The sequence below is a fragment of the Streptomyces albus subsp. chlorinus genome (genome assembly GCF_013302895.1).
In the GTDB taxonomy this organism is placed as follows: Bacteria; Actinomycetota; Actinomycetes; order Streptomycetales; family Streptomycetaceae; genus Streptomyces; species Streptomyces chlorinus.
The window spans coordinates 6,706,488-6,733,183 of sequence record NZ_VJOK01000001.1; the positions used below are offsets into that span (position 1 = coordinate 6,706,488).

Genomic DNA, 26,696 nt, shown 5'->3' on the forward strand with positions numbered 1-26,696 from the left:
GCGGTGGGCGCGGCAGGCGGGACCTCTGGCGCACCCCCGGTGCGGGGAGGCCGACCACGACGGCCGGCGCCCGGTGGCGGGAGGACGACCACGACCGCGACCAGCACGCCCGGCCGCTTCGCGGAAGGGGCCGGGCCGCCCGGGGCCTCGCCCGGCCCGCCACCGACGACCTCTGGAGCCCCATGCCGCACCGCTTCCTGCTGCTGAGTGCCGGCATGGGCGCGGGTCACGACGCGGTCGCCCACGAACTCGCGGCCCGGCTGCGGTCCCGTGGCCACACCGCCGCCGTCCGCGACGTCCTCACCCTGCTTCCGGCGGGCACCGGACGCGCGCTGCGCGCCGGCTACCGCGCCACCGTCCGCCATCTGCCCGGCCTGTACGGCGCGGTCTACGCGGGCTTCCTCGCGGCGAGCACCACGCCCCGGCCGCGCCTGAGCAGCGCGCCCCTCGCGGCCCTCGCCGAGCGCCCGTTGCTGCGCGCCGTCGCCCACTGGCGCCCCGACGTCGTCGTACCGACCTTCCACCTGTGCGCCCAGGTGACCGGGCGGCTGCGCGCCCGCGGTGCGCTGTCCGTGCCGGCGGCCGTCGTCGTGGTGGACTTCGCCGTCCACCGCGGCTGGCTGCACTCCGGCAACGACCTCCACCTGTGCGTCACCGAGACCGCCACCCAGGACGTCCGGGCCGCCACGGGACGCGCGGCCCGGACCACCGGCCCCGTGGTGCCCGACCGGTTCTTCGACCCCCGGGACGCGGACGGACGGTGGCGGGCCCTCCTGCACCGGCACGCGGCGGCGCTCCCCGGCGCGGACGCCGCCCCGCAGGACCGGCCCGCCGTCCTGCTGTCCACCGGCGCCTGGGGCGTGGGCACCGGGCTCCTGGAGACGGCACGGCGGCTGTCGGCGGACGGCTGCCTGCCCGTCCTGCTGTGCGGCAACGACGAGCGCCTCCGCCGCCGCGCCGCCCGCCGGCCCGGTGTGCTGCCCCTCGGCTGGGTGACCGATCTGCACCGGCTGATGGCCGCCGCCGATGTCCTGCTCGACAACGCCGCCGGGCAGACCGCCGCCCAGGCCCTCGCGGCGGGGCTGCCCGTCGTCGGCTACCGCCCCCTGCCCGGGCACGCCGTGGCGGGCGTCGAGGCGATGGCCCGGGCCGGACTGTCCTGCCACGCCGAAGGGGAGGGGGAGCCGGTCCGGGCGGTCCGCGCGCTGGCGGCCCCCGGCCCCGCCCGGACCCGGCAGACCGAGGCCGCCCGTGCCGCGTTCCGTGCGGACGCGGCGGCCGAGCTGGAACGGCTGGCCGCCGCGGCGAGCAGCCCGGTGGGCTGAGCCGGCGCGGGCCGCCGAAGAATCCCCGGGTGTCCGCCGCGAGCTGTTCCGGGGCCTCCATGGCGAGGAGGTGGCCGCCGGACCTCGCTCCGGCCGGCGCACGACGGCGTGGTCGCGCTCGGCCCGGGGGCGCGCCGTCACGCCGTGCGCCGAGAGTGGGGCCGCCGCGCTGTCCGAAGGGCGTTCGGCAACGGGCGGCGCGCTGTCACGCCGTGCCGCGGAGAGCGGGACCGCGGTCGGTACGGTTCCGCGCCGACGCCGACGCCGACGCCTGTGCCCGCCCCCGCCCCCGTCCGGTTCCGCGCCCGCGCCGCCGTTCAGGGCGCCGGCCCCGCCGCTCCAGCGCTCCTGATCCGTGCGCCCGGTCCACCCGGATGCGCCTTGGCCAGAGGTCTTCCGACGGGGGAGAATGCCGCTCCCGAAGAACGGCCGGCACGGGGGGCGGCGGTCTTCGGTGGCGGTCCGGCCCCGGAGCGGTCCGGGCGGAACCCGGTGCGTCGGTGAAGGGGAGGGCAGGTCGGGTGGCGCTGGCGGAGCAGGTCGTGGAGGTGGTCCGGCGGGTGCTCGGGCCCGCTGTACGGGGGGCGTACCTCCACGGGTCCGCGGTACTGGGCGGGCTGCGGCCGCACAGCGATGTCGATGTGTTCGTGGTGGCGCGGCGGCGCACGACCCAGGAGGAACGCCGGGCGCTCGTCGCCGAACTGCTCCCGGTCTCCGGGGAGAAGGCCCGGACGGGTCCGGCGCGCCCCGTGGAGCTGACGGTCGTGGCCGAGGGCGACATCCGTCCCTGGCGCTATCCGCCGTGGTGCGAGTTCCAGTACGGCGAGTGGCTGCGCGAGGAGTACGAGCGCGGTGAGATCCCCGCCCCCGCACCGAGTCCGGATCTGGCCCTGCTGGTCACGGTGGTGCTGCGCGGGAACACGGCGCTGTACGGGCCGCCACCGGCGCGGCTGCTCGACCCGGTGCCGGACGAGGACCTGGAGAGGGCGCTCATCGCCGCCGTGCCCGAGCTGCTGTCCGAGCTGGAGAGCGACACCCGCAACGCCGTCCTGACGCTGGCCCGCATCTGGCGGACCCTCGCGACGGGCGTGATCGACCCCAAGGACGCGGCGGCGGCCTGGGCACTGGAGCGGCTGCCCGCGCGGCACCGCCCCGTCCTGGCCCGCGCCCGCGCCGTCTACCGGGGGGAGGAGGCCGAGCACTGGTCGGACCTGCGGCCCGCGTTGGCGCCGTTCGCCGCCCATATGGCCGGTGTCCTCGGACGGTTCACCCCGCCCGGCACCGGAGCGCCGGGCGCGCTCCACGGCACCGGGGGACCCTCGTGACGGCCGGACCCGTCGGACCCCGCCGTTCCGGTCCCCGGGCCCACGGCCCTCTCGGCCCGCCCCGGAGCCGCCCTCCCGAACGGGACCCGGGCGGGCGGGCCGTTCGGGGTGTCCGTACGGAGGGGGCGCCGGCCGGCCGACTCCCGACTGCCCGGTCGGTCAACCGCAGGCGTGCGCGAACGCCGGCCCCCGGGGGCGACGCGCCGGAGGCGGCCCCATGCCGCGCTGTGCGCCCGTCGCCTCAGGTGTGGATGGCGAGCTTGAACTGGGCGTGGACGAGGTGGCGGGCGCGGGAGTCGTTGTGCGAGACGCGGAGCGCCAGCGGTACGCCCGGGTGCACGAACAACTCGTGGTGTTTGGTGAAGCACTGCATCCCGGGGGAGGGGCGCCTGTGGTCGGTCGCCGTGGTGTTCACCGGATCGTCGGTCAGCCGGAGCGGGTCGCGTACGAACTGGTCGCGCAGCTCGCTGTAGTCGCCCGCTTCCCAGTAGATCAGCGCGGTGAGGGAGCCCCAGCCGTCGACCGAGGGCCAGATGAGGCCGGACCGGTCGTCGGCGCGCCAGTTGGTCACCTCGTAGCCGTCCGGCTGCCGTACCTGGTGCATCCCCTCCGCGTCGTAGGACTCGCCGCCGCCGAACGGGAACCGCACCACGTGGTACGACCCGCTCGCGACTCTCTGGCGTTCGTTCAGGATCAGCGAGCACACGGGTGTGGGCATCGACTCGCTCCCTCCTCGCCTCGGCACACCCGCCCCGCGCGGCGGTGCGGGCCTTCCCGTCGGGGACAGGATGCGCCGCCGCGGCACGGATGGCGATGGCCCGGACGCACACGGTCGCACCGACCCCGCCGCTCCCAGGGCGGGGGTGGGTACCCCGACGGCGAGGAGGTGGTGCGGATGCCCGTGAGGAGGACGGTCCCGGACGTCGCCGTGCTGGTCGGGCTCCAGGCCTCGGGGAAGTCCACGTTCTGCGACCGGCACCTCACCGGTCGGTACCTGCTGGTCAGCAAGGATTTCTTTCCCCGCTCCGCGCGGAACAAGCAGCGAAGGCAACTGCGCCTCGTCGAGGAGGCGCTGGGCGCGGGGCGGTCGGTCGCCGTGGATAACACCAACCCCTCGGCGCGGGAATGGGAGCCGCTGGTCGCCCTGGCGCACGCGCACGGCGCGACGGTCACCGCCTACTGGTTCCCGCCCGATCCGGCGGGGTCGCTGCGGCGCAACGCGCTCCGGGAGGGGCGTGACCGGGTGCCGGAGGCCGGCGTGCTGGCCACTCTCCGACGGCTCCGCGCCCCCGCCGCCGACGACGGTTTCGACACCGTCTGGCAGGTGGGCTTCGACGGCCGGGGCGGGTTCGCGGTCCGCCGACTGCCGGAAACGGCAGGCTGAACGCCCCCTCCCCGCCCCGTCGTCGCCACGTGTGCCGTTCGCGGGGTGGGCCGTCCCCCGGAGGTGTCACCGGCGGGCGCGGCATCGGGCGCGGCATCGGGGAGGGGCAGGTGATCGGCGCCTCCACCGGGGCAGCCGTCGGCGGGCGTCTTCGACGCGGCAGCCCTCGGCGGGTGCGGCAGCTGTCGGCGCGAGTCGCCCGGCGCGCGTCAAGTGCGCCCTTCCGCTTCCTGGACGGCTTCCAGTACCGGCTCCTGGCTCATCCAGTCCGCGCGCAGCACCGGGAAGCCCGCGCGCTCGTAGGCGAGGCACACCTGCGCGTCGTCGTCCACCACCAGCAGGACGGGGCGCTCGCGGGCGAGGTGCCGCAGCAGCTCCGGCTTGGCGACCCGCGCGGGGCGGCGGTCCCGCTCGGCGCGCATGAGGAGCCGGTCGCCGGGCAGGTCCTGCTCGCGGAGCCACGCCAGGGTGTCGGCGCGGCAGCGTTCGGGGCGTCCGGTGACGTAGGCGAGTTCCCCCTCCCGCGCCTTCTCGCGGGCCAGAGCGACGCCCTCGGCCAGCGGCGGGTCGTGGACGGCCGCGGCGAAGAAGGCTTCCCAGTCGCGGGGGCGCCGCTGGAGGAGCGGCAGCCGGTGCCGGACATCGGCCAGCGTCCCGTCCAGATCGAACACCACCACCGGCGCGGTCACCGCCCCCGCTTCCGCCTTCCCCTTCGCCACCGCCCAGCTCCTTCGGCGTCCGACGCTCCCCCGCCTGCCTTCTCATGGAAACAGACGAGGGTGTGTACCGGGATGTCCGGCGGGGCACCCGTGGTGGGCGCGTCCGCCGGCGTGCGGAGGGTCCGGCGAGAGGTTTCGGGAGGTCTTGGTGACGGAGAACCTGGGGAATTACGCGCCGACCGCCGGCCACACGCCGGACGCGGACCTGACCGGGTACCACGTCGAGGCGCCCGACGGCCGCGCCGGCACGGTCGACGAGAACTCCACGGAGATCGGTTCCGGGTACCTGGTGGTGGACACCGGCCCGTGGATCTTCGGCAAGAAGGTGCTCCTCCCGGCCGGCGCGGTCCTGGGCATCAGCAACGCCGACCGGACCGTCCGCGTCGCCCTGTCCAGGGAACAGGTCAAGGCGGCCCCCGAGTTCGACGAGGACAGGCACCTGGGCGACCCGCGCCACCGGGACCAGCTCGGCGGCCGGCACAGCAGGGGCCACTGAGACCGGGACCCTGCCCGGCCCGGCCCGCCCCCGGTCACAGCTCCCGGTCCCGGACCCCGGGTCACAGCTCCCAGGCCACGGACCCCAGGTCACAGGCGGGAGGTCGCACGCGGGCCTCCGGTCACAGGTTCCCGGCCGCACGCGCGCCCCCAGTCACAGGCAGGCGCGGCCCCACCCCCTCGCCGCCAAGGGATCGGCGTCCGGCCGCAGTCCGGCCAGTTCGGTGGCCGCATGGGCGACCGAGGCGAGCGTGGCGTGCCGGTTCCACCCCGCGTACGAGCGGCCCACGAAGTCCCGTATCCCCACGCGTTCGGCCAGCGGCACGCCCTGCCGCTCCACCCGGCGGCTCAGCCCCACGAGCCGCAGCAGGGCGGAGTGGTCGGCCCGCGCCATGTCCGTCAGCCAGAGTTCCTCGGGCCACCGGGAGCGGCCGCCGCCCACACCGATCAGCAGCAGGTCCCCGTTCCCGGTGCCGCGTTGCCCGGAGGCTTCCCGTACGGCCGGGAGGCGCACCCGTGCCGTGACGACCAGCTCCGGTGTGTCCGGGGTGCCGGACGGGATCAGGGCCACGCGGTTCCGGCCGGCCCTGGCCATCCGCGCGATGCGGCTCGCCTGCAGGGGGCTGTCGCCCCACCCCGGCAGCGAGGGGTCGTTGGGCAGCAGCCAGGTGTCCGGGGCGATCTTCGAGACGTGCCGGAGCCCCGCCGCGCCGAGCCGGGCGACCAGTTTGATGCCGTCCAGCCGCTCGGCGTTGAGCACCACCGGGCGACGCGGCAGCGACAGGCGCGCCGCCGTCTCCACGTAGGCGTTCACCATCGCCTCCTCCGGTGTCCGCCAGGCGGCCGGGTCCGTGCCCGGCACCGTCCCGCGGCAGTCGTCGGGGGTGCCTCTCGGCGACTGGGAGGGCAGGTGCAGCTGCCAGTTCAGCGGGTGCGCGGTCTGCGCGGTCACGCCCCACACGCCGGTCACCTGCTGGGCGGTGACGGCCTGCCCCCGCTCCCAGGAGAAGGTGCGGGTCACGCCCGCCGAGTGCGTGCCGGACTTCGGGATGAGCAGCGGATGGACCACGTAGGCGCGCGGTGGCAGCCGTTGGAGGACATGGCGTCCCAGGGCTTCCCGCATGGGGTCCCATTCCCATGTCGAGTCGTTGATGAAGTGGTGCAGGCCCTGATCGTTGACCTGGTCCCCCAGGAATGCGGCGATGTTCCGCACCGATTTCCTTCCGGTCGCTCCCAGCAGACCACGCAGGTACATCAATCCTTTTCGGCGTTGGTCCGCCCGCGGGAGCGAGGCGAAAACGACGGGGGAGAGTTCCGCCACCGAACGGTCGAGGGCAGGTCTTCCGGTGGTTTCCGGGCCGGGGCCGTCCGTCGGGTCGTCCAGTAATGCGATGCAGTCGGGTTCGCGGTTGACGAGAGTCATGCCGTGCCTCCTGGTGGGTGCGCGGTGCGTTTCCCGGACCGCGCACGGGCGTGCGCGGTCGTGATCGATGTGGTGAGCGGACAGGTGCGAGGGCGGATACGGGCCTGGGGCCTGCCGGTGGGCCCTGCGGGCAAGGGGCCGCCGGGGCCGGCCGCGAGGTGTCCGTGCCCTGGTCCCGGTCTCCGGCGCGGGACGACCGGCACCTGGGCACGTCGCGAGTGCCGTGCGCGGGCGCGTCGGTACGGCGCACCCGGTCGTGCGCGGGCACGTCCGCCGGGTCCGCGGAAGGAGGCTCCGGTGCGGCCTGGCGGAGCGTGCGGCGTCGTCGGCGCACGTCGTCGGCGGTCCGGAGCGCGGTGGTGGGTGGGAGTGGCTGTCACATGTCCGGTACGGGGGTACCGGCTTCCGGGCCTCGGTCCGGCCCGTCAGGGGCGGAGGGGAGAGCGGGTCCGGGAGGAGAGGGCCCCCGCGTGCGGGTGCGCACTGCGTGGCGGGCCGAGTCGGTCGCGTACGGAGCGGAAGCGGCGTACGGAGCGGAGGGGCACCGTGCGGGCTGCCGGCACGGCGGGGGACGCGGGAGGCTCAGTCACGCCCTCGCGGGAAGGCGGGGCGTGGCGCGCGGCGGTCGGGACGGACGCGCGGGCGCGGCGCGGTCGCTGGGGCGGTACGGCGCCAGGGTTCGGTCAATTCCCGCGGTGCTCGGTACACGTACATTTCTCCCCCTATTTTTCCGGCCCTGGGTCGATTGGTCGTCGGAATGAGGGGGCGAATAGCTGCGGTTACCATGTGTATAAGAATCCGCAGCCTGTTCTTCCCCCGTTCCCTAAGGCTGCGAAAATCCAAACCCACGGGCGGTGTGCGGCGCAAGGTCGTCAGCGGGTCAGCTGGTCATGAGCCGGGTCAGGGTGGTCAGCGGGACGGCGGGCAGCCGATATTCCCGTGAACGCCCCCGAGACAGTCAGGAATCCGTGTGCGGCGCCGGGGAAAGCCACGGATTCCGTGGGTGACGGCGCGCTCCGCTGATGGGGATGTCCGGTTCCGCTGCGGGCGGATGCGGCGGGTGGCCCCGGGGGACTCGTGGTTTCCTACCAGACGGTTCCCCACCGAGCCCCTCCGGCGGGGAGCCGCCCTCCGGAGCGGGCCCGTGCCGGGGACGACCCCGCCCCTCGCGTGGACTCCGCCCGGCCTGCCGGCCCCCCTCGCACCGGAGCGGGCACCACGGTGCGGGACGGGCCGGCGGTGGGTCGTCGCGGTCAGCAGCGGTCGGGAACGGGTCAGGAACGGGTCAGGTGCGGGTCACGGCGGGTCAGAAGCCGGTGGTGCGGCGGGGCGCGCAGGGCGCCGTCCGTTCCGTCGGGGACGAGGCGGGGGCGGGGTTTCAGCCGTCTCCTTCCGCGCCGCCCGGCCGCAGTTCGCGGTCCACCAGGCCGGCCGCGGCGCCGGTGTAGCCGGCCGGATCGCACAGCGGGTCCAGTTCGGCGGGGGGGATCCGGCCGGCCAACTCGGCCGCGCCGGCGAGGTGTACGGCCAAGGGGCGCCCGTCCTCCGCCGCCGCCGCGGTGGCGCGGGTCAGCAGGGTGCGGGCGGCGGCCTTGCCCAGCAGCGGTGCCAGCGCGGCCACGAGGCGCTCGGCGACGATCCCGCCCTCGGTGAGCCGGAGGTTGGCGCGCATCCGCGCGGGCCGCACGGTCAGTCCCCCGGCCAGCTCCACCGCCGTGTGGGCGGCGCCCCCGGTCAGGCGGAGGCATTCACGCAGCGGCTGCCACTCCGCGTGCCAGGCGCCCGCGGAACGCTCGTCCTCGGTGAGCATGCACTGGGTCAGCACCCCCGCGAGCGCCGGGACTTGAAGGGCGGCGCTGCGGACCAGCGTGGCCAGGACGGGGTTGCGCTTCTGCGGCATCGCGGAGGAGCTGCCGCGTCCTGGTACATGGGGTTCGACGACCTCGCCCACCTCGGTACGGGTGAGGGACAGCACGTCCACCGCCAGTTTGCCCAGCGCGCCCGCGCCGTGTGCCAGGACGGCGGCGAGGTCGGCCATCGGGGTGCGCAGGGTGTGCCAGGGCAGGGCGGGGGCGCGCAGCCCGGTCTCGGCGGCGAACGCCGCCACGAGGCGCTCCGGGTCCGCGCCGTGCTCGACGTATCCGGCGAGGGTGCCCGCCGCACCGCCGAGCGAGACCGGCAGGGCGGCCAGGACGGTGGCCGCGCGGGCGTCGGCGTCCAGCACCGCTCGCCGCCAGCCCGCGGCCTTGAGCCCGAAGGTGGTGGGCACGGCGTGCAGCGCCAGGGTGCGTCCCGGCAGCACCGTGTCGCGGTGTGCGCGGGCGAGGCGCGCGAGCGCGTCCGCGATACGGGCCAGGTCCGCGCGCAGCAGGCGCAGCGCGTCGCGGGAGACGAGCATCGCCGCCGTGTCGAAGATGTCCTGGCTGGTCGAGCCCCGGTGCACGTACTCGGCGGCGGCCGGGTCCGCCTCCGCGACCGCGCGCGTCAGGGCTCCGGCCAGAGAGACCACGGGGTTGGCGCTCTCGCGTGCGCGGACGGCCAGTTCACGCGGATCGAACCGGCCGGCCCGCGCGGTCCTCGTGATGACCTCGGCGGCGTGTGCCGGTACGAGGCCGAGCCTCGCCTGCGCGCGGGCGAGCGCGGCCTCCGCGTCGAGCATGGCCTGGAGCCACGCGGAGTCCGAGACGGCCCGCTCGACGGGGGTGCCCGCGCGGACCGGGGAGAGCAGGCCCGCGTCGAGGACGTGGGGCGCGGGCGGGGGCGGCGCGGTACCGGCCGTGGCGGCTCTCGCGGGCGGTGTGCTCACAGCAGCACCTCGCCGTGCGGGACCCCGGCCGCCGTGGCACCGGCTGCCGCGTCGCTGGGCCCCAGGCCGAGCACGGTGCGGGCGATGGCGTCGGCGTCGGCGAGCGTCACCGAGTCCACACCGGGCCGGATGCCGGCCGCCGTCACCCAGTGCACCGCCTCGGTCGGCACCCCGTACGCGAAGCGGCGCGGGTGCGCCCGCCCCCGGGCGTCGAGCAGCCGGTAGGGCCGCGGGGTCACGGCCAGTCCGCCCGTCTCGTACGTGCCGCCGTCCGCGGTGGCGACCCGGTAGGGGGCGCACGCGTCGGTGTGCCGCAGGTGCCGCAGCAGCGGGTCGGCCGTGCGGCGCAGATCCGGCGCGGGCAGGCGTGCCTCGATGAGGACCCCGGCCCGGACGGTGGGGCCGGGCACCGTCTCGGAGTCGGCCACGAACGCCCGGCGACGGGTGTCGATCCTGATCCGGGTGCCGGGGCCGGTCAGCTCCAGGACACCGGCCCTCACCAGGGCACGCATCTCCTCGACGCGCCGGGGCGGCGGGCCGATGGAGAGGAAGGCGTTCAAGGGCGTGTACCACCGGTCCAGTTCGTCCCGGTGCGAGGACCCCTCCAGGCCGCCGTGGTCCACGGCGAGCCGGATCTCGTTCCGCAGGTCGCGCAGGACGTCGAGGGCGGCCTTGACCGGTCCGCCGACGTTCCCCTCGCGGGCCTGCCGGACGTCCTCCGCCAGCCGGTCGAGCAGCCAGGCCCGGAAGTCGTCGCGGTCGGTGAACGTACGCGTGCGTGCGGGGTCCGCGAGGGCCGCCCAGTCCCACCGGTCGGCGGCGGGGATCCGGTGGGCGTCCACCAGGGCCTCGCGCGCGGCCGGTTCGGCGCAGGCCGCGTAGCGGGCGGCGAACAGCTCCGCCGCCTCGGCGCCGCGCCGGTGCCTGAGCCAGGTCTCGTAGTAGACGGTCTCCACCTCGCGGGCGATCAGCGGCCACAGGTCCTGGGCGAAGGACAGCCCGGCGCCCGCCCGTGCGGCACGCGTGCGCAGCCGGGCCACGTGGTCGGCCGTCAGCAGGCGGGGGAGGTGGCGGCCGTGCGCGCCCTTCTCGTTCTCGCCGCGCGCGTGGAACGGCACACCCCGGCGCGAACTGGCGTACAGGAGCGGCTCCTCGCCGCTGGGGCGGTACACCAGCTCCCCGCCGACGCGGTCGAAGAGGCCGCCGCGGCCCAGGGTGAACAGGGCGAGGTAGTCGAAGAAGCACAGCCCGAGGCCGCGCAGCAGCACCGGCTCCCCGGCCCGGATGCCGTCGAGGCGGGCGTCCGCCGGGTTGGCCGGCGGCAGGTAGGTCAGGTGGTTGATACGGGCGAGGCTCGCGATGCGCTCCTCGTGCGGGGTCGGCCGGGTCGGCAGATGTCCCTGGGCGAGCACGACGGCGTCCAGGTGGTTGAGCCGGGTGCCGTTCTCCAGCCGGACGCCCTGCGGCCCGCCGGAATACCCGAGGGTGTCGGCCATGGCCACGGCCCGGGACCTGTGCACCCTGATCTCCACATGGGCGGGGGCGCCCTCCACGACGCGGCGGAGGCAGTCGGCGAAGTAGCGCCCGCACAGCGCGCGCGTCGGGTAGGAGTCGGGCCCGAGCGCGTGCGCCTCGGCGAGGGTGGCTGCGTCGTACGCCGTGTCGGGGGTGCTGCCGGCCGCGTCGTCCCCCGCTGGGGGTGCGGGCAGGGACGCGGCCCACTCGTACAGGCTCGGTCCCGGCTCGATGGGACCGGCGATGCGCGAGGCAACGTCGGTGAAGACGGTGATCTGTGAGGCGACCGTGTTCGCCAGCAGGTGCCGCGACTGGCCGGTGCGCCACACCGATCCCGCACCGGCCGGCGCGGAGTCGACGAGATGGACGAGCACCCGCGAACGGAACGGCCGCGCCCGTTCGTTCGCGCACAGTCTCTCCAGCACGGCGAGCCCGCGCGGGCCCGCGCCGATGACCGCGATCTCGTGTGCCGTCGTGTTCAATCCGAGCACCCCTTCTCATTCCGGCCGGGGACATATGGCAGCGCCGGACCTGCCCGAATACGGCGAGGACGTGCGAGGGAACACCGCACGCATTCTGAAAGGGCGGGCGGGTGCCCGGCAACGCCGGCGGGAGCAATCAGTCAAGTGCGGGCGGTGGGGAAAAGGAACGGTAAAAGGCGGCCCGGCGATGCGAGTTGACACATTCCGCACCCGACCGGGCCGCCGCGTGTCCGGCGCCGCGTCCTCTGGGAGAATCCCCGTATGCGTGCTGCCTACATCAACGAATTCGGTCCGGCACATTCCATACGGTTCGGTCCGCTCCCCGACCCCCGGCCGGGCACGCACGAGGTGCTGGTGGACGTCGAGGCGACCACCGCCAACCACGTGGACACCTTCATCCGGTCCGGGGCGGTGGAGACGCCCGTGGACTTCCCGTTCGTGGTCGGCCGCGATCTGGTCGGCCGGGTCGCCGGGACGGGCGACGGGGTCACCGGGTTCCGGGTGGGGGAGCGGGTGTGGTGCAACAGCCTCGGACACGCCGGACGGCAGGGGGCGGCGGCCGAACGCGCCGTCGTGCCGGCCGAACGGCTCTACCGGCTGCCCGACGGTGTCGCCCCTCAGACCGCGGTGACGGTGGTGCACCCGGCGGCCACCGCGTACCTGGGCCTGGTCACCCACGGCCGGCTGCGGGCGGGCCAGACCGTGGTCGTGGTCGGCGCGGCGGGGAACGTGGGGGCCGCCATGCTGGTCGTCGCCGCCGCGGCGGGTGCCCGGGTGGTGGCGGTGGCCCGGGCCCGGGACGCCGCCTACTGCCGTGACCTGGGAGCCGATGTGGTGGTGGACCGGGAGGCGGACGGGCTGGGTGACCGGCTGGCGCGCGCGTGCCCGGAAGGAGTCGACGTCTGGGCGGACGCGGCCGGCGTCAACGACCTCACCACCGCCGTGCGGCTGCTCGCCCGGCGCGGACGCGTCGTCCTGCTCGCCGGACTGCACACCACGCCCGTGCTGCCCGCCGGACCGCTGTACGTGCGGGACGGGTCCGTCGTCGGCTTCGCCATCACCGGGGCCACGGCCGGCGAGCTGGCGCAGGCGGCCGGCTGCGTCAACAGGCTGCTGGCCGGGGGCCGTCTGCGGCCGCGCGAGGTACGGGTCCTTCCGCTGAGCGCCACAGCCGAGGTCCACCGCATGCTGGAGGCGGGCGAACTGCACGGCCGCCGGGTCGCGTTGACGACGGGCTGACGGGGCCGGTGCGGTCGCCGCCCCGGCTCCGCGGGCGGTACGGCGGGGCAGCGCGCGGCCGCGCCCGCCCACCGTCAGGACCGCACCGGCTGCCCGGCGCCGTCGAGCACACCGGCCAGCAGCGTCCCGAGGATGCGCACCCCGTCGTGGGTGAGGACCGACTCGGCGTGGAACTGCACTCCCGCGAAGTGCCGTCCCCGCAGCGCGTGCACCTCACCGGTCGCCGCGTCCCGGCAGACCTCGACCGGGCCCGTACCGTACGGGGTCAGCAGCCCGGACGGGCTGTGCGCCACGAAGCTGTTGTAGAAGCCCACCCGCTCCGGCCGCCCGAACAGGTCGATGTCCTTCTGCACCCCCTGGTGCGGGATGTCCCTCCGGCGCACCGGCAGGCCCAGCCGGTGGCTGAGGACCTGGTGGCTGAGGCAGACGGCGAGGAACGGGCGGCGCGCCTCCAGCAGCGTGTCCACCGCCTCGTGCAGATGGGCGATCCGGGGCTCACCGACCTCCAGCGGGCTGCCCGGACCCGGCCCCATGACGACGAGGTCGTGCTCGGCGAAGGAGTAGGGCTCGTCGAACCGCCGCACCGTCACCTCCAACCCCGCGGAGCGCAGTTGGTGGGCGATCATCGAGGTGAAGGTGTCCTCGGCGTCGACGACCAGCACCCGCCGCCCGTCCAGTGCGGAAGGGCGGCCGGCGGCGGGGCCGGACCCGTCCAGCCAGAAGCGGGCGATCTCCTGGTTGCGGGCCCGCAGCGCCGACCGCACCGAGGGGTGCCGGCCCAGCGGGCCCTCCGGCTCGGCGCGCAGGGCGGACAGCAGACCGGTCGCCTTCGCGAGCGTCTCGGCCACCTCGGCCGCCGGTTCGGAGTCCCGCACCAGGGTGGCGCCCACTCCGATCGCCATCCGGCCCTCGGAGGTGATGTCGGCGGTGCGGATGAGGATGGAGGAGTCCAGCGTGCGGCGGCCGCGGCCGTCCCTGCCGATGAGCGCCGCCACCCCGCTGTAGTAGCCGCGCCCAGCGGGTTCGTACCGGTTGATCACCCGGCTCGCGCTCTCCAGGGGGCTGCCGGTGACGGTCGGCGCGAACAGGGTGGCGCTCAGGATCTCCCGTACGTCCCGCTCGGTGCGCCCCTCGATGACGTACTCGGTGTGGGCGAGCCGTGCCATCTCCTTGAGGTACGGCCCCACCACGCGCACGTCCGCGTCGCAGAACCGGGACATCATCTTCAGCTCCTCGTCCACCACCATGAACAGCTCGTAGGTCTCCTTGCGGTCCGCCAGGAAGTCCATCACCCCGCTGAGGGTGGGGCCGTCAGGCGGATAGCGGTAGGTCCCGCTGATCGGGTTCATCACCGCGACCCCGTCCGCGAGGCTCAGATGCCTCTCCGGGCTGGCCCCGACGAGCGTGCGGTCGCCGGTGTGCACGAGGAACGTCCAGTAGACGCCGGCCTCCCGCGCCAGCAGCCGCCGGAAGAAGGCGGTCGCCGTGGCCGGGGTGTAGCCCGTGAGATCGGCCAGGAAACGGCGCTTGACGACGAAGTTCGCGCCGGCGCCCGCGCCGATCTCCTCGGCCAGGACGCGGCGCACCAGCCCGGCGTACTCCTCGTCGTCGATGTCGAAGCGCTCGTTCTCCAGCCGGATGGGCACGTCCGGGACGGTGGCGAGCACCTCGGCCCGGTCCAGCGCGGCCTGCTCCCGTACGGTCATGGCCAGCAGCGGCTCCCCGTCGTCCGGTGCGGGGAAGCCGCGCTCGGCCAGCTGCCGGTAGGGCACCAGCGCCAGCACGTCGGCGCCGGCCGGGCCCCGCGCCGAGGCGGGGACGGGCAGGTCGGCGATGCGCTCCACGGGCCCGACCGGTCCGGTGAGGACCTCCACCCGGTCGGACCCGGCCGCCGTCGGGCGGTGCAGCAGGGCGAACGGGGGAGGGGAGGGGGCCAGCACCCGCTCCAGCAGCACCCGCGCCGGGTCGGCGGCCGTCCGCCGGGCGCTCACGCGGCGGCCCGCCTCTCCGCCGTCCCGTCGGCCACGTCGCCCAGCAGCGTGCCGCCTTCGACGGGCAGTCCGCGGGTGGTGGCCACCACGGCGCACCGGCGCGCCGCGTAGGTGAGCGCGAGCCGGTGCTCGTCCGCGGAGAAGTCGGCGACGGCGTCGGCCACCATGAACGTCTGGATGTCGTGGGTGAAGGCGTCCACGGCGGTGGCCAGCACCCCGATGTGGGCGTAGACGCCGCAGACGACGAGCTGGTCGCGGCCCGCCCCCCGCATCCGGGCCAGCAGATCGGACCGGAAGAAGGCGCTGTAGCGCCACTTGGTGAGGAGCCAGTCGTCCGGGCGCGGGGCCAGCTCCCCCACGACGTCCCGGTCCGCCGCGTCGAGGCGCATCCCCGGCCCCCAGAAGTCCCGCAGCAGACCGCGCTGTTCGGGGGTCATGCTGCCGGGCTGCGCCGTGAAGGCGACGGGGACACCGAGCCGCGCGCACCGCTCGCGCAGCAGGACGACATTGCCCACGAGCGTGCGGCGCTGCTCGTCGGCGAACGGGCGCAGGAAGTAGCGCTGCATGTCGTGCACCAGCAGGACGGCCCGCTCGGGACGCACCGTCCAGCGTGCGGTGTTCGCCGGCAGATCCTGCTCACCGGGCATCGGGTACGCGGGGATGTCGGGTATCCCGGACATGGCGGTTCCTCTCCGTTCCTCTGGGTGCCGCTGCGTGCGCGCCCGGACGCCGCTCACGTGCCGAGCCCGTGTGCCGAGCGCTCCGGGCCCACCGGGTGGACCGGACTTCCCGGCTGTCGATTTCGCTGTCGCTGTCGTCGCTGTCGCCGCGCGTGGCCGCCCGGGGGGGCTGTCGGCGCCGCTGCCTGCCATGTCTCAGCCCCCCGCCGCCTGCCGCGGCCCGGCCACCTCGGCCGCCATCGCCGGCGGTTCGGCCCCGCCCCAGGCGCTCAGGACCTCGAGCGCCTGGTCGACGGTGAGCCGCGGGTCGCAGAAGCTCGTGTAGACCTCCGGGACCCGGTCGGCCTCCCAGGCGTCGAGCACGCACTCGGTGACCTGGTCGGGCGTCGTCTCCAGGTGCACACCGCCGGGGAACGCACCGGCCCCGGCCAGCACGGCGCGGAACTCGCGGACCTCGCGCTGCAACGTGCGGACGTACCGCGTCTTGTGGCCGCTGCGGGTGACCACCGTGTTGCCGTGCATCGGATCGGTCAGCCACACCACCGGATGCCCGGCCGACCGCACCGCGCGGACCAGCGCGGGCAGCCGCTCGGCCACCGTCCCGGCGCCCATCCGCACGATCAGCGTCAGCCGGCCCGGGCGCCGCTCCGGGTCCAGCAGGGCGCACAGCGCCAGCAGCTCGGCCACCTCCACCGTGGGCCCCACCTTGACGGCGACAGGGTTGACCACCTGGGCGAGCAGCGCCGCGTGCGGCCCGTCCACCTGGCGGGTGCGCTCCCCGAGCCAGGGCCAGTGGGCCGAGGAGAGCAGCAGCTCCCCCTCGTCGGTCCGGCGCACCAGGGGGACCTCGTAGTCGAGGACCAGCGCCTCGTGGCTGGTCCACACCGGCTGGTCGATGCCGGTGGCACGGCCCTGTCCGAGGTGGGCGATGATGTCGGCGGCGGCCATGTACCCGGTGACCAGACGCAGCGGGTCGGGGCGCCTCTCCTCCGCGTCCGGCGCCGGTCCGTTGACCAGGTGGCCCCGGTAGACGGGGAGTTCGCCGTCCCCGACACGCTCGGTCGGCTGCGACCGCGGCTTGGCGAACTGTCCCGCGATCCGGCCCACCCGCAGCACCGGACGCCGCCCGGCCAGCTTCATCGCACCGGCGAGCAGGTCGAGCACGGCCACCTTGCGCGCGACGTGGTCCGCCGTGCACTCGGCCGGGTCCTCCGCGCAGTCACCGGCCTGCACGACCTGGGCCGCGCCCTCGCTGACGAGGGCCAGATGGGCACGCAGCGTCCGCACGTCGTCCGGCCGGACGAGTCCGGGGCGCTCGGCCAGGGTCTCCCGCGCGCGCTGCACCTGCGCCCGGTCCTCCCATTCCGGCTGTTGCCGCGCCTTTTCCAAGGGAATGGGGAGCATGTCGCTAGTCAATGCCGGCTCCAGCTTTCGCACGGCGACCCGAGCCGGTCACGGCTGTTCCGCGCCGTCGCCCGGCATCGGCCGTCGCCTGGATATCGATCCGAAAGGAATATCGGGGACACGGCTCCACCCTGATGCCTCGGCGGGTGCGGGCCAAGGCGCGACGAACCGGTTCGTCAGGTCAGCGGAAATCTGTCAATTGCCGGGACCCGGCCGGCCGTCAGACCCGGTGGACCCGGCACGGGGCGGATGTCCGACGTCCTTTCGGGCCCAACCGCCGCCCGGGCCCCGGATTTTGTGCGGGCGGCGCCCGCGCGGTGGAGTCCTCGGCAACGGAACCGCCGGGAACGCGTCATGCCGCGGGCGTCCGCTGTTCATGCCGGAGTTCCCGCGACGGTGCCGTGCGGGCGTCACCCTTCGCAGCGGGTGCGGGTGCGGGTGCGGGTGCGGGTGCGGGTGCGGGTGCGGTTGCGGATCCGGTCCGGATCCGGGTGCGGGCGCCGGCGTTCATGTCGGATCCGCGCCCGCGCCCGTGTCGCGCCCGCTGCCCCCCAGGTGGCGTGGAGGCGTCAAGGGGCGGCCCTCTCGCAGTGGACCGGCGGCGGCTCGGCGGTGGTCCGCCGGCGGCCCGGTGGTGTGCCGGGGCGCGGCGGGAGGGCGCCCCCTACCGAACCTCAGTGCCCGCCGCCGGTTTCGAGGACGTCGAACGGGGTGCCCTGCGCGTCCGTGACCCGGGCGCCGGGGCCGTGCGGGGTGTCGAACGGTCCCTCGCGCACGGTGCCGCCCAGCTCGGTGATCCGGGTGAGCGCGGTGGCCAGGTGCTCGACGCCGAAGGTGACGTCCCAGTGTGAGGGTGCGCCGCCGTCCCCGGTCGGGACCTCGCCGACGCTCGCCACCGGGCGCCCGTCGAGGCCGAGCGTGGTGCAGCCGCCGGGCGCCCGGGTCACGGTGTGGCCGAACACGGCCGCGTAGAAGGCCAGCGACGCCCCGGCGTCCCGGCTCGCGCAGTGGTGCCACACGGCCGCACCGGGCACGCCGGTGACCTCCGCGCCGGGGTACGCGTACGCCTGCCAGACGGCGAACTCGGCCCCGGCGGGATCGGCCGCCACCGCGAACCTGCCGTGGTCGCCGACGTCGCACGGCGCCAGCGGCACGGTGCCGCCCGCCTCGGTGATCCGCGCCGCGGTCGCGTCCGCACTGGTGACGGCGAAGCAGACGAGCCACGCCGAGGGCCCGGCCGCCGGCTGCCCCGGCGCCCGCGGGCCGATGTCGGCGACGGCGCGGTCGTTCAGCCGCGCCGTCAGATAGTGGTCGTACTCGGGGCCGTGGTCGAAGAACGTCCAGCCGAAGAGCTTGCCGTAGAAGGTGCTGGTGCGCACGGGGTCGGCCACCCGCACCTCCACCCAGCAGGGCGTCCCCTCGGGCCACGGGGAGTCACGGAACGTCATGCCCGCCCCGTCAGATGTCCAGGCCGAAGGTGCGCAGCCGCTCGTCGCTCACCATGGTGATCCCCGGCTCCGGCCGCAGCCCCCGGCCGAGCGCGCCGGCGACCTGGAGGGTGCGCAGCGTCTGGTACTCGATGGCACCCAGGTTGTCCTCGGTCACGCTGTTCGCCTGGTGCCGCGAGATGGTGCCGGTGCCGTACGGGGCCCCGTTCCCGGGCTGGTGCAGCACCGCGGCGGCCGAGCCGTTCGGCACGATCACGGCGCCCCAGTGGCAGAAGGCGTTGTGCAGGGCGAGGATGGCCGCCTGCTGGCCCGCGTGCGGCATGGAACCGGAGGCGAACGCGGACACCGCCTTGTTCATCAGCTTGCCGGGGATGGCGACCGGGCCGGTGTGGTCGATGAAGTTGAGTATCTGCGGGGCGGGCAGCCCGTAGTGGACCGGCGTACCTACCATGATCGCGTCGGCCCACAGCAGGTCGTCCAGTCCAGCGTCCGGGACGTCCGCGGTGGCGGTCGCCAGCTCCGCGTAGGCACCCTTGTCCAGGATCATCGGGTCGGGCAGCTCGGGCACCTTGCGGACCCGCACCTCGGCACCCGCGTCCAGCGCCGTTTTCGCGGCCTTCTCCACGAGCTGGTAGGTGTTTCCGCTGCGGGAATGGAAGAGCAGAGTGAGCGTGGTCAAGGGAAACTCCTTGTCGACCGATTCGGGCGTACCGGCACGCGGATGACGGCTGCATCATGCCGTTCGCGCGAAAGCCGGAGCCACGGCTGATTCCGTCATCTGTCAGGTCCGCACGGAATACTCCGTCCGGAGGCGCGGAGCTGACAGAGACCGGCGCTACCCCGTGCCCTCGGGTTTTCCCGGCTGCTGTACTCGGCGCATGAATGACCTCGCGAATGCCGTTCAGCACACTGCGGGACTTCCCGTCGAGCCGGCCGACCTGCCCACCGTCTTCGCCGACGCCTTCAACGCGCGGAACCTCGAACTCCTCGACGCGCTCTTCGAACCGGAAGCCGTCCATGTGGTGCGGCCCGGTGAGGTGTCGGCGGGCGAGCAGCGCCGCGCCGGGCTCCCGGCGGTGGTGCGCGACCGCATCCCGATCACCGTCACGCTGCGCCACGTCTATGTGGTGGGGGACACGGCACTGCTGATCAACGACTACGTGCACGACGGCGTGGGGCCGGACGGCAGCCACGTGCACACCGAGGGCACGGCGACCGACATCGCCCGCCGGGGCCCGGACGGGTACTGGCGCTACCTGGTCTCCAACCCCTCCGGCACCTCCTGACTCCGGCACCTTGCGACCTACCGTCCCGGGTCCGGGACCCAGGCCCGGGGACGCCGAAGGCCGACGAAGCGCTCCACCCCCGGAACGGCTCCGGGGGTGGAGCGCTCGCGGCCTCCGGCCGCGGGGAAGGACGACCGGAGGCCATGGCCGGACGCCGTGGCCGCGCCGGGCGCGCCCGCTGTCAGTCGAACGACATGGAGATGCCGTTGTCCTGGGACGCCTTCACCGGCAGCCGCTCCAGCCGGATGCCGAACCACTTGTCGTACGCCTCACGGATCTCCTCCTCGCCGGACAGCCGCCGGCTCTCCCGCTCGGTGCCGACGATGAGCGTGAGCTGGTCCTCCTTCAGGGTGACCCGGCCGTTCTCGGTGGGCAGCGAGCAGAAGAGGTTCTGCAGGAAGGGGGAGTCGGGCGCGGTGCGGTACCACCACAGCGTGGGCCCGAAGTCAAAGATGTCGCACGGGATGTCGTACACCCGGTACTGCGGCGTGCCGTTCAAGGAGACGTCGATACCGCCGTCGTCGGCCGCCGCCACCCGGAAGCTGCCGTGCGGGTCCTGCTGCTCGTCCCGCGTGGCCAGCGAGAGGGGGTAGCGGCTGTTGCGGCCGAAGCCCACGTCGACCAGCCACTCCGCGCCCTCCGCCCGCACCTTGAGCGCGAGATGGCACAGGGGGGCGGTCAGCCGTCCTTTGATCCACACCCTGCCCGGCAGCAGGGAGACCTCGTACCCCAGGCTCTCCAGCAGGAACTTGAGCGAGGGATTGACCTCGTAGCAGCCACCGCCCCGGCGCTCCTGGACGACCTTGTCGACGGCCCGCTCGTCCATGTGGATCTCTTCACCGAGGTGATAGCCCAGATTCTCGAAGGGCACGGAGAGCAGATGACGCATCTGCACGTTCCGCAGCGACTCCAGGTCGGCTTTCGCCGGGCGCCGCGCCGAAATACGGTCCAGATACGCGGCGACCGTGGTGTCGTCCAGCATGCTAACGGCCCTCCTGCCTCTCGTGGGCGAATCGTGGGAAGAGCTCGGCGGCATTGCCGAACTCGATGCGCGCCAGTTCGTCCGGGGTGAATCCGCCCTGCCCGACGATGTGACGGCCGCCGGCCGCGCTGAAGGACTCCGGCATGAACGGGAAGTCCGAGCCGACCAGGAGCCGGCCGGCTCCGGTGAACGCCCGCACCGACGGAAAGGCGTGCGGATCACCGATCATGGCGGTGTCGCTGTAGAGGCGCCGCAGATAGCCGACCGGGTCCTCGGGCAGCCGCTCGGCCAGATCGGCGCGGATCAGCGGGCCGCAGGCCAGCCGTGCGGCGTAGTAGGCCACACCGCCGCCCCCGTGGGACAGGATCACGCGCAGCCCCGGATGCCTCTCCAGCGTGCGGTTGTACAGCAGCTGCGCCGTCAGCCGCACGGTCTCGAACGGGAACTCGCACAGCGAGACGGGCAGTCCGAACGCGGGCTGGTCGACGGGCGGCGCCGTCGGGTGGACGAACAGCGGGGTGCCCCGGCGCGCCGCCTCGGCGTGGAACGCGTCCAGCGCCGGATCCCCCACGTACACACCGCCGTAGTGGGTGACCAGGCCGACCCCGTCCAGGCCGAGGACGTCCATGCTGTAGGCGAGTTCCTCCAGCGCGGCGTCCACGTGCGGCAGCGGCAGCACCGCGAACGCGCCGAGCCGGCCGGGGTGCGCGGCCGTCAGCTCCGCGAGGAACTCGTTGACCCGGCGGGCCAGCCGCGCGCCCGTCGCCGCGTCCACGGCGGGCACCCCGGGCCAGACGTTGACGACCGCCGCCCGGATGCCCTGCCGCTCCATCATCGACAGACTCGTCCCGATCTCCCACCGGGGTTTGTCGACACCGGGCAGTGTGGAGGCGAATCCGAGGTCCCTCAGTTCCGCAGCGTAGAATTCCGGAATGACATGGTGGTGCACGTCGATGGCACCGGTCCAAGGCGGCTGTGCCGCCGCCTCCTTGCTTGTCCCCATGAAAATCCCTTGTTCGGACGGCCACCGCCTCGGCGCCCCACGCTAGGACCGCTTGCGGGAGAAGGTCGATGTACGGGCCGGGAAGTCTGTCAACTTCTGCCGCACCCCGAGGCGTTCACTTCCGGTCGCCGCGGGATTGGCGCAACGGCCACCGCCGCCGACGGAGCTGACACTTGTTGCCGCGTTTTCCTAGGGCGCCGCCCGGCCCCCGAATACCGTCCGGGGCAAACCTTCGTACCGGACGCCGCCCCGCACTCCCGCCCGGGAATGCCGCGCGGCGACGAGCTGAAATGAGTCATCATGGCCCCTGGAGCAGCACCGGTCCATGACGCCGAAGCGATCGGAATTCTCGGCACCGGTTCCTGTCTTCCCGGAAAGGTCGTCACCAACGACGAGGTCGGCGCACCGGCCGGCGTGACGGACGAGTGGATCACCCGGAAGACCGCCATCCGCGAACGCCGCTGGGCGAAGGCGGACGAGGCCACCTCCGACCTGGCGGCGATGGCCGCGCGCGCCGCGCTCGACGACGCGGGGGTCTGCCCGGCGGACATCTCCCTCGTCGTGGTGGCGACCTCCACACCCGACGCGCCCCAGCCGCCCACCGCCACCGCGGTCGCCGCCGAACTCGGCGTCCCGGCCGGCACCCCGGCGTTCGACATCAACGCGGTGTGCAGCGGCTTCGTCTTCGCGCTGACCGCGGCGGAGCGCATGATCCGCGGCACGGGCGGCCACGCCGTCGTCATCGGCGCCGACATCTACTCGCGCACTCTCGACCCCACCGACCGCAGGACCGTCGTGCTCTTCGGCGACGGCGCCGGAGCCGTGGTGCTGGGGCCCACCGCGACCGGAGGTGTCCTCGCCACCGAGCTGGCCACCTTCCCGCAGGAACGGGACCTGATCCGGGTCCCCGCGGGCGGCTCCCGGATACCCGCGTCCCGGGCCTCGGTCGAGGAGGGCCTCCACTACTTCGCCATGGACGGCCCGGCGGTCCGCCACTTCGTGGAGAACCGGGTCGGGCCGCTGATCCGCTCCTTCCTCGACCGCCATCTGGCGGACCGCGCCCGGCGCGCGCACTTCGTCCCCCACCAGGCCAACGGGCGGATGATCGCCGCGCTCGCCGACAGCCTCGGCTTTTTGCCGGAGCACACGCATACGACGGTGCGGTTCCTCGGCAACACCGGTGCCGCGTCGGTGCCGGTCACCCTCGACCGGGCCGCCGACCGGCTCGTGCCCGGCGACCTGGTGGTGCTCGCCGGGTTCGGCGGCGGCATGGCCGCGGGCCTGGCCCTGGTCGAATGGCGGACGACGCGGGCCGGCGGGCGCGGCGGAAAGAGCCGTGCCGCCCTCGCGGCCGACGGGACCTGACGAACCCGGACCGCGTTTTCTTGCCGCCCTTCCCACCCCCGGACAGGATTTCGCCATGAACGCCACAGAAGTTCCGAACGAAGCAGAACCCCTCTTCGACATCAGCGTCGAGGTGCATGTCGCCCGGTCCCCGGAATGCGTCTATTCCGTGGTGAGCGATCTGCCGCGCTGTCACCAGTGGAGCGAGGAGTGCACCGGCGGGGAGTGGACACACGGCACCCCCGGCACCGTGGGCGCGGTGTTCCGCGGCCACAACCACCGCAGCGCCGACGTGGTGGCCTGGGCCCCCGTGGTACGCGGCGCGTGGACCACGACGGCCGAGGTCGTGGCGGCCGAACCCCCTCACCGCTTCTCCTGGGCGATGCGCACCGAGGCCGGCCGCGCCCAGGACAGCGTCTGGGGATACACGCTGCGGCCCGCACCGGGCGGCACCTCGCTCACCCACCACTTCCGGATGGGCGGACCCACCGAGGGCATCACGGGCATCACGGCCGGAATGAGCGACGACGAGAAGAAGGCGTTCTTCACCGAGTGGGGGGCCAAGGTGAGATCCGATATGGCCGCCACTGTCGAACGCCTCAAGAAAGTCGTCGAGTCGTCCTGACCCCCTGACCTTCATCAGCAGACCCGCATCGAGGTTGACGCATGCTTCTCCAGCGCATAGGAAACAGCGGCATTCGGCTGGGCACGTTGTTCGACCGGGCGGCGGCCCGCTATCCGACGAACGTCCTGCTCCTCGACCACGATCTGGACATCGCGCCGGACCGGGGGAGAAGCCTGACGATGACCGACGTCGCCGATCTCGTGAGCGACTTCGGCTCGCGCCTGTGGCGCGCCGGGGCACGCCCCGGCGACCATCTGGTGATTCACAAGAGCAACGCCTTCGACATCACCCTGCTCGCGGTCGCGGCCGCGCGGATCGGCGCCGTTCCGGTGCTCCTGTCGCCCCATCTGGACGGTGAGACGGTCACCGCGCTGCTGCGCCGGGTCGACCGCCCGTACCTGCTCACCGACGAGGCGAAGCTGACCGGCTCCCTGCCCAAGGAGGTCTTCCCGCTCTGCCGTCGCGTCCTGCTGGCCTCCGGCAGCCACCGGCGGGCCACCGCGCTGGCCGAGCTGGCGGGGGCGCCGCGCATCCCCGCGCTGGCGCTGCCGCCGGAGCACCCGACCCTGGTCACCCACACCTCCGGCACCACCGGCCTGCCCAAGCTGGCCGTCCACACCGCCTTCAGCCTGGAGGCCCGCTACCGGCCGCAGGCGCTGGCGACAGCGCTGCTGCGGCGGCGCGAGCCGGTGGCCATCCACGTCTCCTTCGTGCACTCGCGGCTGTTCACCGCGCTGGCCCTCTCGCTGCTGCGCGGCTTCCCCGTCGCGGTGCTCGCGGACGCCGACCCGCAGCGGGTCGCCCCGCTCTTCGCGCGGCTGCGGCCCGCGGTCCTGGAGGCCCACCCGAACACGTACCTGAGCTGGGAGCAACTGGCCTCCGACCCGCGCCGGCCGCTGGCCAACGTGAAGTTCTTCAGCAGCACGTTCGACGCTCTGCACCCCCGCACGGTGAGCACCCTGATCGGGGCCTCCCGGCGCCGGTCGGCCAAGTTCGGCCAGATCTACGGGCAGAGCGAGGTCGGCCCGAGCGTCGCCCGCTCCTACGGCAAGCGCCGCTCGCCCACGGCGGACGGCCGCTGCGTGGGCATCCCCTTCCCCGGTATGACGGGGGTGCGGGTGGTGAGCCGGGACGGCAAGCGGCCCACGGCCTCCTCGCCCGGATACATCGAGGTCAGCAGCGACGGCCGGATCCGCACCTACCTCGGTGAACAGGAGCGGTTCGAGCAGCAGGCCTCCGCGCGCTGGTGGCGGATGGGGGATCTGGGCTACCGCACGCGCTGGGGGTGTCTGCATCTGCTCGACCGGGAGGTCGACGAGATCCCCGGGTTCGGCAGCACCCTCTCGGTGGAGGACCGGCTCTTCTCCCGCCTCGCCGAGCTGACCGAGGTCGTGATCATCGAGACGGAGGACGGGCTCCCGCTGCCGGTCGTCTGCACCAAGGACGACCGTCCCCTGGACGAGGCGGCCTGGCGGGCGGCGGTGGCCGATCTGCCGCGGATGGCCCCGCCGGTCCAGTGGCGGCAGGCGGACCTTCCGCAGACCGCCACCACCAAGGTCAAGCGGCTGGAACTGGCCCGTCTCGTGGGGGCGGGAGAGGAAGCGGGCACACGGCGGGCCGCAGCGCCGGCGGCCGGGCAGCCGCCCGTCACCGTCGGCCCCGCCGAGGCGCGGTCGGCCGGGGGAGAGGCATGACGACGGTGGCCGTCGCCGGGGGCGGCATCGGTGGACTCGCCACGGCGCTCGGCGTTTCCGCCCGAGGACACCGGGTCGTGGTGTGCGAGCGCGCGGCCGAGTTCGCGGAGCTGGGCGCGGGCATCCAGCTCGCACCGAACGGCATGCTCGCACTCGACCGGCTGGGCCTGGCGGAGGCCGTCGGCGGCATCGCCGTACCGGTGGAGGAACTGCGGTTCATGGACGGCGTCTTGGGAGAGCACGTCGTCAGCATGCCGCTCGACGCCCGGTACCGCGCCCGCTTCGGCAACGCCTACGTCGTGGTGCACCGTGGCGAGCTGCACCGGCTGCTGCTGCGGGCGTGCCGGGACAGCGACCGCGTCGAGTTGCGCGCGTCCTCTCCCGTCACCGGCTACACCCACACCGACCACGGTGTGCGGGTGCGGCTGGGGAACGGGGAGGTGCTGACGGCGGACGCCCTGGTGGGGGCCGACGGCCTGCACTCCGCCGTCCGCGCACAGCTCGTCGGGGACGGCATGCCGCGCAACGCGGGCATCACCGTCTACCGCTCGATCGTGCCGATGGAGCGGGTACCCGACGACCTGCGCCACCGGTCCGTCACCTGGTGGGCAGGGCCGGGCAGGCACTTCGTGCACTATCCGATCGCCGGCGGCCGACTGCTCAACCTGGCACCCAGCGTGGAGAACGAGCCGGCCGAGGTGTTCTCCGGGGTGCCGGTGCCCGGCTCCCGGGTGCGGGAGCAGTTCGCCCAGTTGTGCGACACCGCGCGGCGGCTGCTCGCCCTGGGCACGGAGTGGAAGGCCTGGGTGCTGGTCGACCGCGAACCCGTCGGGACCTGGACCGACGGCCGGGTCGCCCTGCTCGGGGACGCGGCCCACCCGATGCTGCACTACGCGGCGCAGGGCGCCTGCATGGCGCTGGAGGACGCGGTGGTGCTCGGCGACCTGCTCGACTGCTCCGCACACGAGTTCCCCGCCCGGTTCCGCCGTTACAACGCGGCCCGCCGCGAGCGCACCGCCCGCGTGCACCGTACGGCCCGCGACAGCATCGGACTGTGGCACGCCCGCGGCGAGACGGCGGCGGCCCGCAACAGGACGCTGGCGGGGATGAGCGCCGACGACCTCAACGACCACCTCGCATGGCTGCACGGGGCCCGCGAATTCGCCGCCCCGGACGCCGTCGCACCCCCCGACGCCGTGGCCCCGACCGACGTCGCGCGCCCTGTCCCGTCTCCCGCCGCCCCGGCCGGTGCCCGGTCCGGTCCCGGCCCGCTGGACGGGGGCACCTACACGCTGGGCGGCTATCTCGCCCCCACGGGCGGGGACGCTCCCCGCGCCGCCGAGCCCGCACCGCCGCCCGGCACGCACACCCTGGGCGGCTACCTCGAGCTGCCCGCCCCCTCGCGGCCTCACGACGGGGCGGCCTGAGATCGGGGGAGGGGAGGCAGGCAGGGGAGGGCACGGGTGCGGAGGGGAGGGGAGCCGGTCGCCGGGGACGGCACCGGCTCCCCCGCCGGGACGGCCGGC

At 74.5% G+C, this 26,696-nt stretch carries 22 protein-coding genes; 10 read left to right on the forward strand and 12 right to left on the reverse strand.

The window, feature by feature from the left end; genetic code table 11:
* Window positions 1-182: 182 nt before the first annotated feature.
* Together FM076_RS29060 and FM076_RS29065 are read left to right on the forward strand one after the other, a co-directional pair.
* Window positions 183-1,325, forward strand: coding sequence for an MGDG synthase family glycosyltransferase (locus FM076_RS29060; RefSeq protein ID WP_173873823.1), 1,143 nt, complete (start codon window positions 183-185; stop codon window positions 1,323-1,325).
* A 521-nt stretch (window positions 1,326-1,846) separates the two neighbouring features.
* Window positions 1,847-2,650 carry an aminoglycoside adenylyltransferase family protein gene (locus FM076_RS29065; RefSeq protein WP_265667717.1) on the forward strand — a complete coding sequence of 268 codons (804 nt, stop codon included), beginning with the start codon at window positions 1,847-1,849 and terminating at the stop codon, window positions 2,648-2,650.
* A gap of 241 nt (window positions 2,651-2,891) precedes the next feature.
* Here the strand turns inward: FM076_RS29065 and FM076_RS29070 are convergent, their stop codons facing one another.
* A complete protein-coding gene (locus FM076_RS29070) occupies window positions 2,892-3,368 on the reverse strand; it encodes a hypothetical protein (RefSeq protein ID WP_173873825.1) in 477 nt (158 codons plus the stop codon).
* A 177-nt stretch (window positions 3,369-3,545) separates the two neighbouring features.
* On the opposite strand from FM076_RS29070, the gene FM076_RS29075 reads away from it, so the two are divergent.
* Window positions 3,546-4,034 carry an ATP-binding protein gene (locus FM076_RS29075; protein WP_173873826.1) on the forward strand — a complete coding sequence of 163 codons (489 nt, stop codon included), beginning with the start codon at window positions 3,546-3,548 and terminating at the stop codon, window positions 4,032-4,034.
* A 209-nt stretch (window positions 4,035-4,243) separates the two neighbouring features.
* Here the strand turns inward: FM076_RS29075 and FM076_RS29080 are convergent, their stop codons facing one another.
* Window positions 4,244-4,723 carry a hypothetical protein gene (locus tag FM076_RS29080; protein ID WP_173875086.1) on the reverse strand — a complete coding sequence of 160 codons (480 nt, stop codon included), beginning with the start codon at window positions 4,721-4,723 and terminating at the stop codon, window positions 4,244-4,246.
* A gap of 178 nt (window positions 4,724-4,901) precedes the next feature.
* Here FM076_RS29080 and FM076_RS29085 point away from each other — a divergent pair, with 178 nt between their 5' ends.
* Window positions 4,902-5,249, forward strand: a complete 348-nt coding sequence (locus FM076_RS29085) for a PRC-barrel domain containing protein (protein ID WP_173873827.1) — start codon at window positions 4,902-4,904, stop codon at window positions 5,247-5,249.
* A 153-nt stretch (window positions 5,250-5,402) separates the two neighbouring features.
* Here FM076_RS29085 and FM076_RS29090 read toward each other — a convergent pair whose 3' ends face one another.
* From FM076_RS29090 to FM076_RS29100, 3 genes are all read right to left on the reverse strand, one after another.
* Window positions 5,403-6,671, reverse strand: a complete 1,269-nt coding sequence (locus FM076_RS29090; RefSeq protein ID WP_173873828.1) for an IS701 family transposase — start codon at window positions 6,669-6,671, stop codon at window positions 5,403-5,405.
* A gap of 1,378 nt (window positions 6,672-8,049) precedes the next feature.
* Window positions 8,050-9,477, reverse strand: coding sequence for a lyase family protein (locus FM076_RS29095; RefSeq protein ID WP_173873829.1), 1,428 nt, complete (start codon window positions 9,475-9,477; stop codon window positions 8,050-8,052).
* The gene (locus FM076_RS29100) at window positions 9,474-11,474 is read right to left on the reverse strand and encodes an FAD/NAD(P)-binding protein (protein ID WP_173875087.1); all 2,001 of its coding nucleotides are present in this window, start codon (window positions 11,472-11,474) and stop codon (window positions 9,474-9,476) included. Before FM076_RS29100 ends, FM076_RS29095 begins: the two co-directional genes overlap by 4 nt.
* A gap of 261 nt (window positions 11,475-11,735) precedes the next feature.
* Between FM076_RS29100 and FM076_RS29105 the strand changes: the two genes are divergently transcribed.
* Complete coding sequence (locus FM076_RS29105; protein WP_173873830.1) at window positions 11,736-12,713, forward strand: NADPH:quinone reductase; 978 nt, start codon at window positions 11,736-11,738, stop codon at window positions 12,711-12,713.
* Between the two features lie 74 nt (window positions 12,714-12,787).
* Here the strand turns inward: FM076_RS29105 and FM076_RS29110 are convergent, their stop codons facing one another.
* From FM076_RS29110 to FM076_RS29130, 5 genes are all read right to left on the reverse strand, one after another.
* Window positions 12,788-14,704, reverse strand: a complete 1,917-nt coding sequence (locus FM076_RS29110; protein ID WP_173873831.1) for an anthranilate synthase family protein — start codon at window positions 14,702-14,704, stop codon at window positions 12,788-12,790.
* Window positions 14,701-15,384 carry an isochorismatase family protein gene (locus FM076_RS29115; RefSeq protein WP_173873832.1) on the reverse strand — a complete coding sequence of 228 codons (684 nt, stop codon included), beginning with the start codon at window positions 15,382-15,384 and terminating at the stop codon, window positions 14,701-14,703. Before FM076_RS29115 ends, FM076_RS29110 begins: the two co-directional genes overlap by 4 nt.
* 195 nt (window positions 15,385-15,579) lie before the next feature.
* A complete protein-coding gene (locus FM076_RS29120) occupies window positions 15,580-16,788 on the reverse strand; it encodes a 3-deoxy-7-phosphoheptulonate synthase (protein WP_202034929.1) in 1,209 nt (402 codons plus the stop codon).
* A gap of 674 nt (window positions 16,789-17,462) precedes the next feature.
* Window positions 17,463-18,236, reverse strand: a complete 774-nt coding sequence (locus FM076_RS29125) for a VOC family protein (protein ID WP_173873834.1) — start codon at window positions 18,234-18,236, stop codon at window positions 17,463-17,465.
* Between the two features lie 10 nt (window positions 18,237-18,246).
* Complete coding sequence (locus FM076_RS29130; RefSeq protein WP_173873835.1) at window positions 18,247-18,915, reverse strand: flavodoxin family protein; 669 nt, start codon at window positions 18,913-18,915, stop codon at window positions 18,247-18,249.
* 199 nt (window positions 18,916-19,114) lie between these two features.
* Between FM076_RS29130 and FM076_RS29135 the strand changes: the two genes are divergently transcribed.
* Window positions 19,115-19,522, forward strand: a complete 408-nt coding sequence (locus FM076_RS29135) for a YybH family protein (protein WP_173873836.1) — start codon at window positions 19,115-19,117, stop codon at window positions 19,520-19,522.
* 181 nt (window positions 19,523-19,703) lie between these two features.
* Here the strand turns inward: FM076_RS29135 and FM076_RS29140 are convergent, their stop codons facing one another.
* Window positions 19,704-20,504 (reverse strand): arylamine N-acetyltransferase family protein, encoded by an 801-nt coding sequence (locus tag FM076_RS29140; RefSeq protein ID WP_173873837.1) that lies wholly within the window; start codon window positions 20,502-20,504, stop codon window positions 19,704-19,706.
* 1 nt (window position 20,505) lies between these two features.
* Complete coding sequence (locus FM076_RS29145; protein ID WP_173873838.1) at window positions 20,506-21,507, reverse strand: amidohydrolase family protein; 1,002 nt, start codon at window positions 21,505-21,507, stop codon at window positions 20,506-20,508.
* Between the two features lie 300 nt (window positions 21,508-21,807).
* Between FM076_RS29145 and FM076_RS29150 the strand changes: the two genes are divergently transcribed.
* The 4 genes from FM076_RS29150 to FM076_RS29165 are packed head-to-tail and all read left to right on the forward strand — an operon-like array spanning window position 21,808 to window position 26,597.
* Window positions 21,808-22,872, forward strand: a complete 1,065-nt coding sequence (locus FM076_RS29150) for a 3-oxoacyl-ACP synthase III family protein (RefSeq protein WP_173873839.1) — start codon at window positions 21,808-21,810, stop codon at window positions 22,870-22,872.
* Window positions 22,873-22,927: 55 nt separating this feature from the next.
* Window positions 22,928-23,476 (forward strand): SRPBCC family protein, encoded by a 549-nt coding sequence (locus FM076_RS29155; protein ID WP_173873840.1) that lies wholly within the window; start codon window positions 22,928-22,930, stop codon window positions 23,474-23,476.
* A gap of 41 nt (window positions 23,477-23,517) precedes the next feature.
* Window positions 23,518-25,170 (forward strand): class I adenylate-forming enzyme family protein, encoded by a 1,653-nt coding sequence (locus tag FM076_RS29160; RefSeq protein ID WP_173873841.1) that lies wholly within the window; start codon window positions 23,518-23,520, stop codon window positions 25,168-25,170.
* Window positions 25,167-26,597 carry an FAD-dependent monooxygenase gene (locus FM076_RS29165; protein WP_173873842.1) on the forward strand — a complete coding sequence of 477 codons (1,431 nt, stop codon included), beginning with the start codon at window positions 25,167-25,169 and terminating at the stop codon, window positions 26,595-26,597. Before FM076_RS29160 ends, FM076_RS29165 begins: the two co-directional genes overlap by 4 nt.
* Window positions 26,598-26,696 lie beyond the last annotated feature (99 nt).

Coding starts and splice junctions, on each gene's coding strand:
- FM076_RS29105 (WP_173873830.1), top strand. CDS start 11,736: ATGCGTGCTGCCTACATCAACGAATTCGGTCCGGCACATTCCATACGG.
- FM076_RS29165 (WP_173873842.1), top strand. CDS start 25,167: ATGACGACGGTGGCCGTCGCCGGGGGCGGCATCGGTGGACTCGCCACG.
- FM076_RS29115 (WP_173873832.1), bottom strand. CDS start 15,384: ATGTCCGGGATACCCGACATCCCCGCGTACCCGATGCCCGGTGAGCAG.
- FM076_RS29140 (WP_173873837.1), bottom strand. CDS start 20,504: ATGCTGGACGACACCACGGTCGCCGCGTATCTGGACCGTATTTCGGCG.
- FM076_RS29090 (WP_173873828.1), bottom strand. CDS start 6,671: ATGACTCTCGTCAACCGCGAACCCGACTGCATCGCATTACTGGACGAC.
- FM076_RS29160 (WP_173873841.1), top strand. CDS start 23,518: ATGCTTCTCCAGCGCATAGGAAACAGCGGCATTCGGCTGGGCACGTTG.
- FM076_RS29155 (WP_173873840.1), top strand. CDS start 22,928: ATGAACGCCACAGAAGTTCCGAACGAAGCAGAACCCCTCTTCGACATC.
- FM076_RS29145 (WP_173873838.1), bottom strand. CDS start 21,507: ATGGGGACAAGCAAGGAGGCGGCGGCACAGCCGCCTTGGACCGGTGCC.
- FM076_RS29060 (WP_173873823.1), top strand. CDS start 183: ATGCCGCACCGCTTCCTGCTGCTGAGTGCCGGCATGGGCGCGGGTCAC.
- FM076_RS29075 (WP_173873826.1), top strand. CDS start 3,546: ATGCCCGTGAGGAGGACGGTCCCGGACGTCGCCGTGCTGGTCGGGCTC.
- FM076_RS29120 (WP_202034929.1), bottom strand. CDS start 16,788: ATGCTCCCCATTCCCTTGGAAAAGGCGCGGCAACAGCCGGAATGGGAG.
- FM076_RS29070 (WP_173873825.1), bottom strand. CDS start 3,368: ATGCCCACACCCGTGTGCTCGCTGATCCTGAACGAACGCCAGAGAGTC.
- FM076_RS29135 (WP_173873836.1), top strand. CDS start 19,115: ATGAATGACCTCGCGAATGCCGTTCAGCACACTGCGGGACTTCCCGTC.
- FM076_RS29150 (WP_173873839.1), top strand. CDS start 21,808: ATGGCCCCTGGAGCAGCACCGGTCCATGACGCCGAAGCGATCGGAATT.
- FM076_RS29125 (WP_173873834.1), bottom strand. CDS start 18,236: ATGACGTTCCGTGACTCCCCGTGGCCCGAGGGGACGCCCTGCTGGGTG.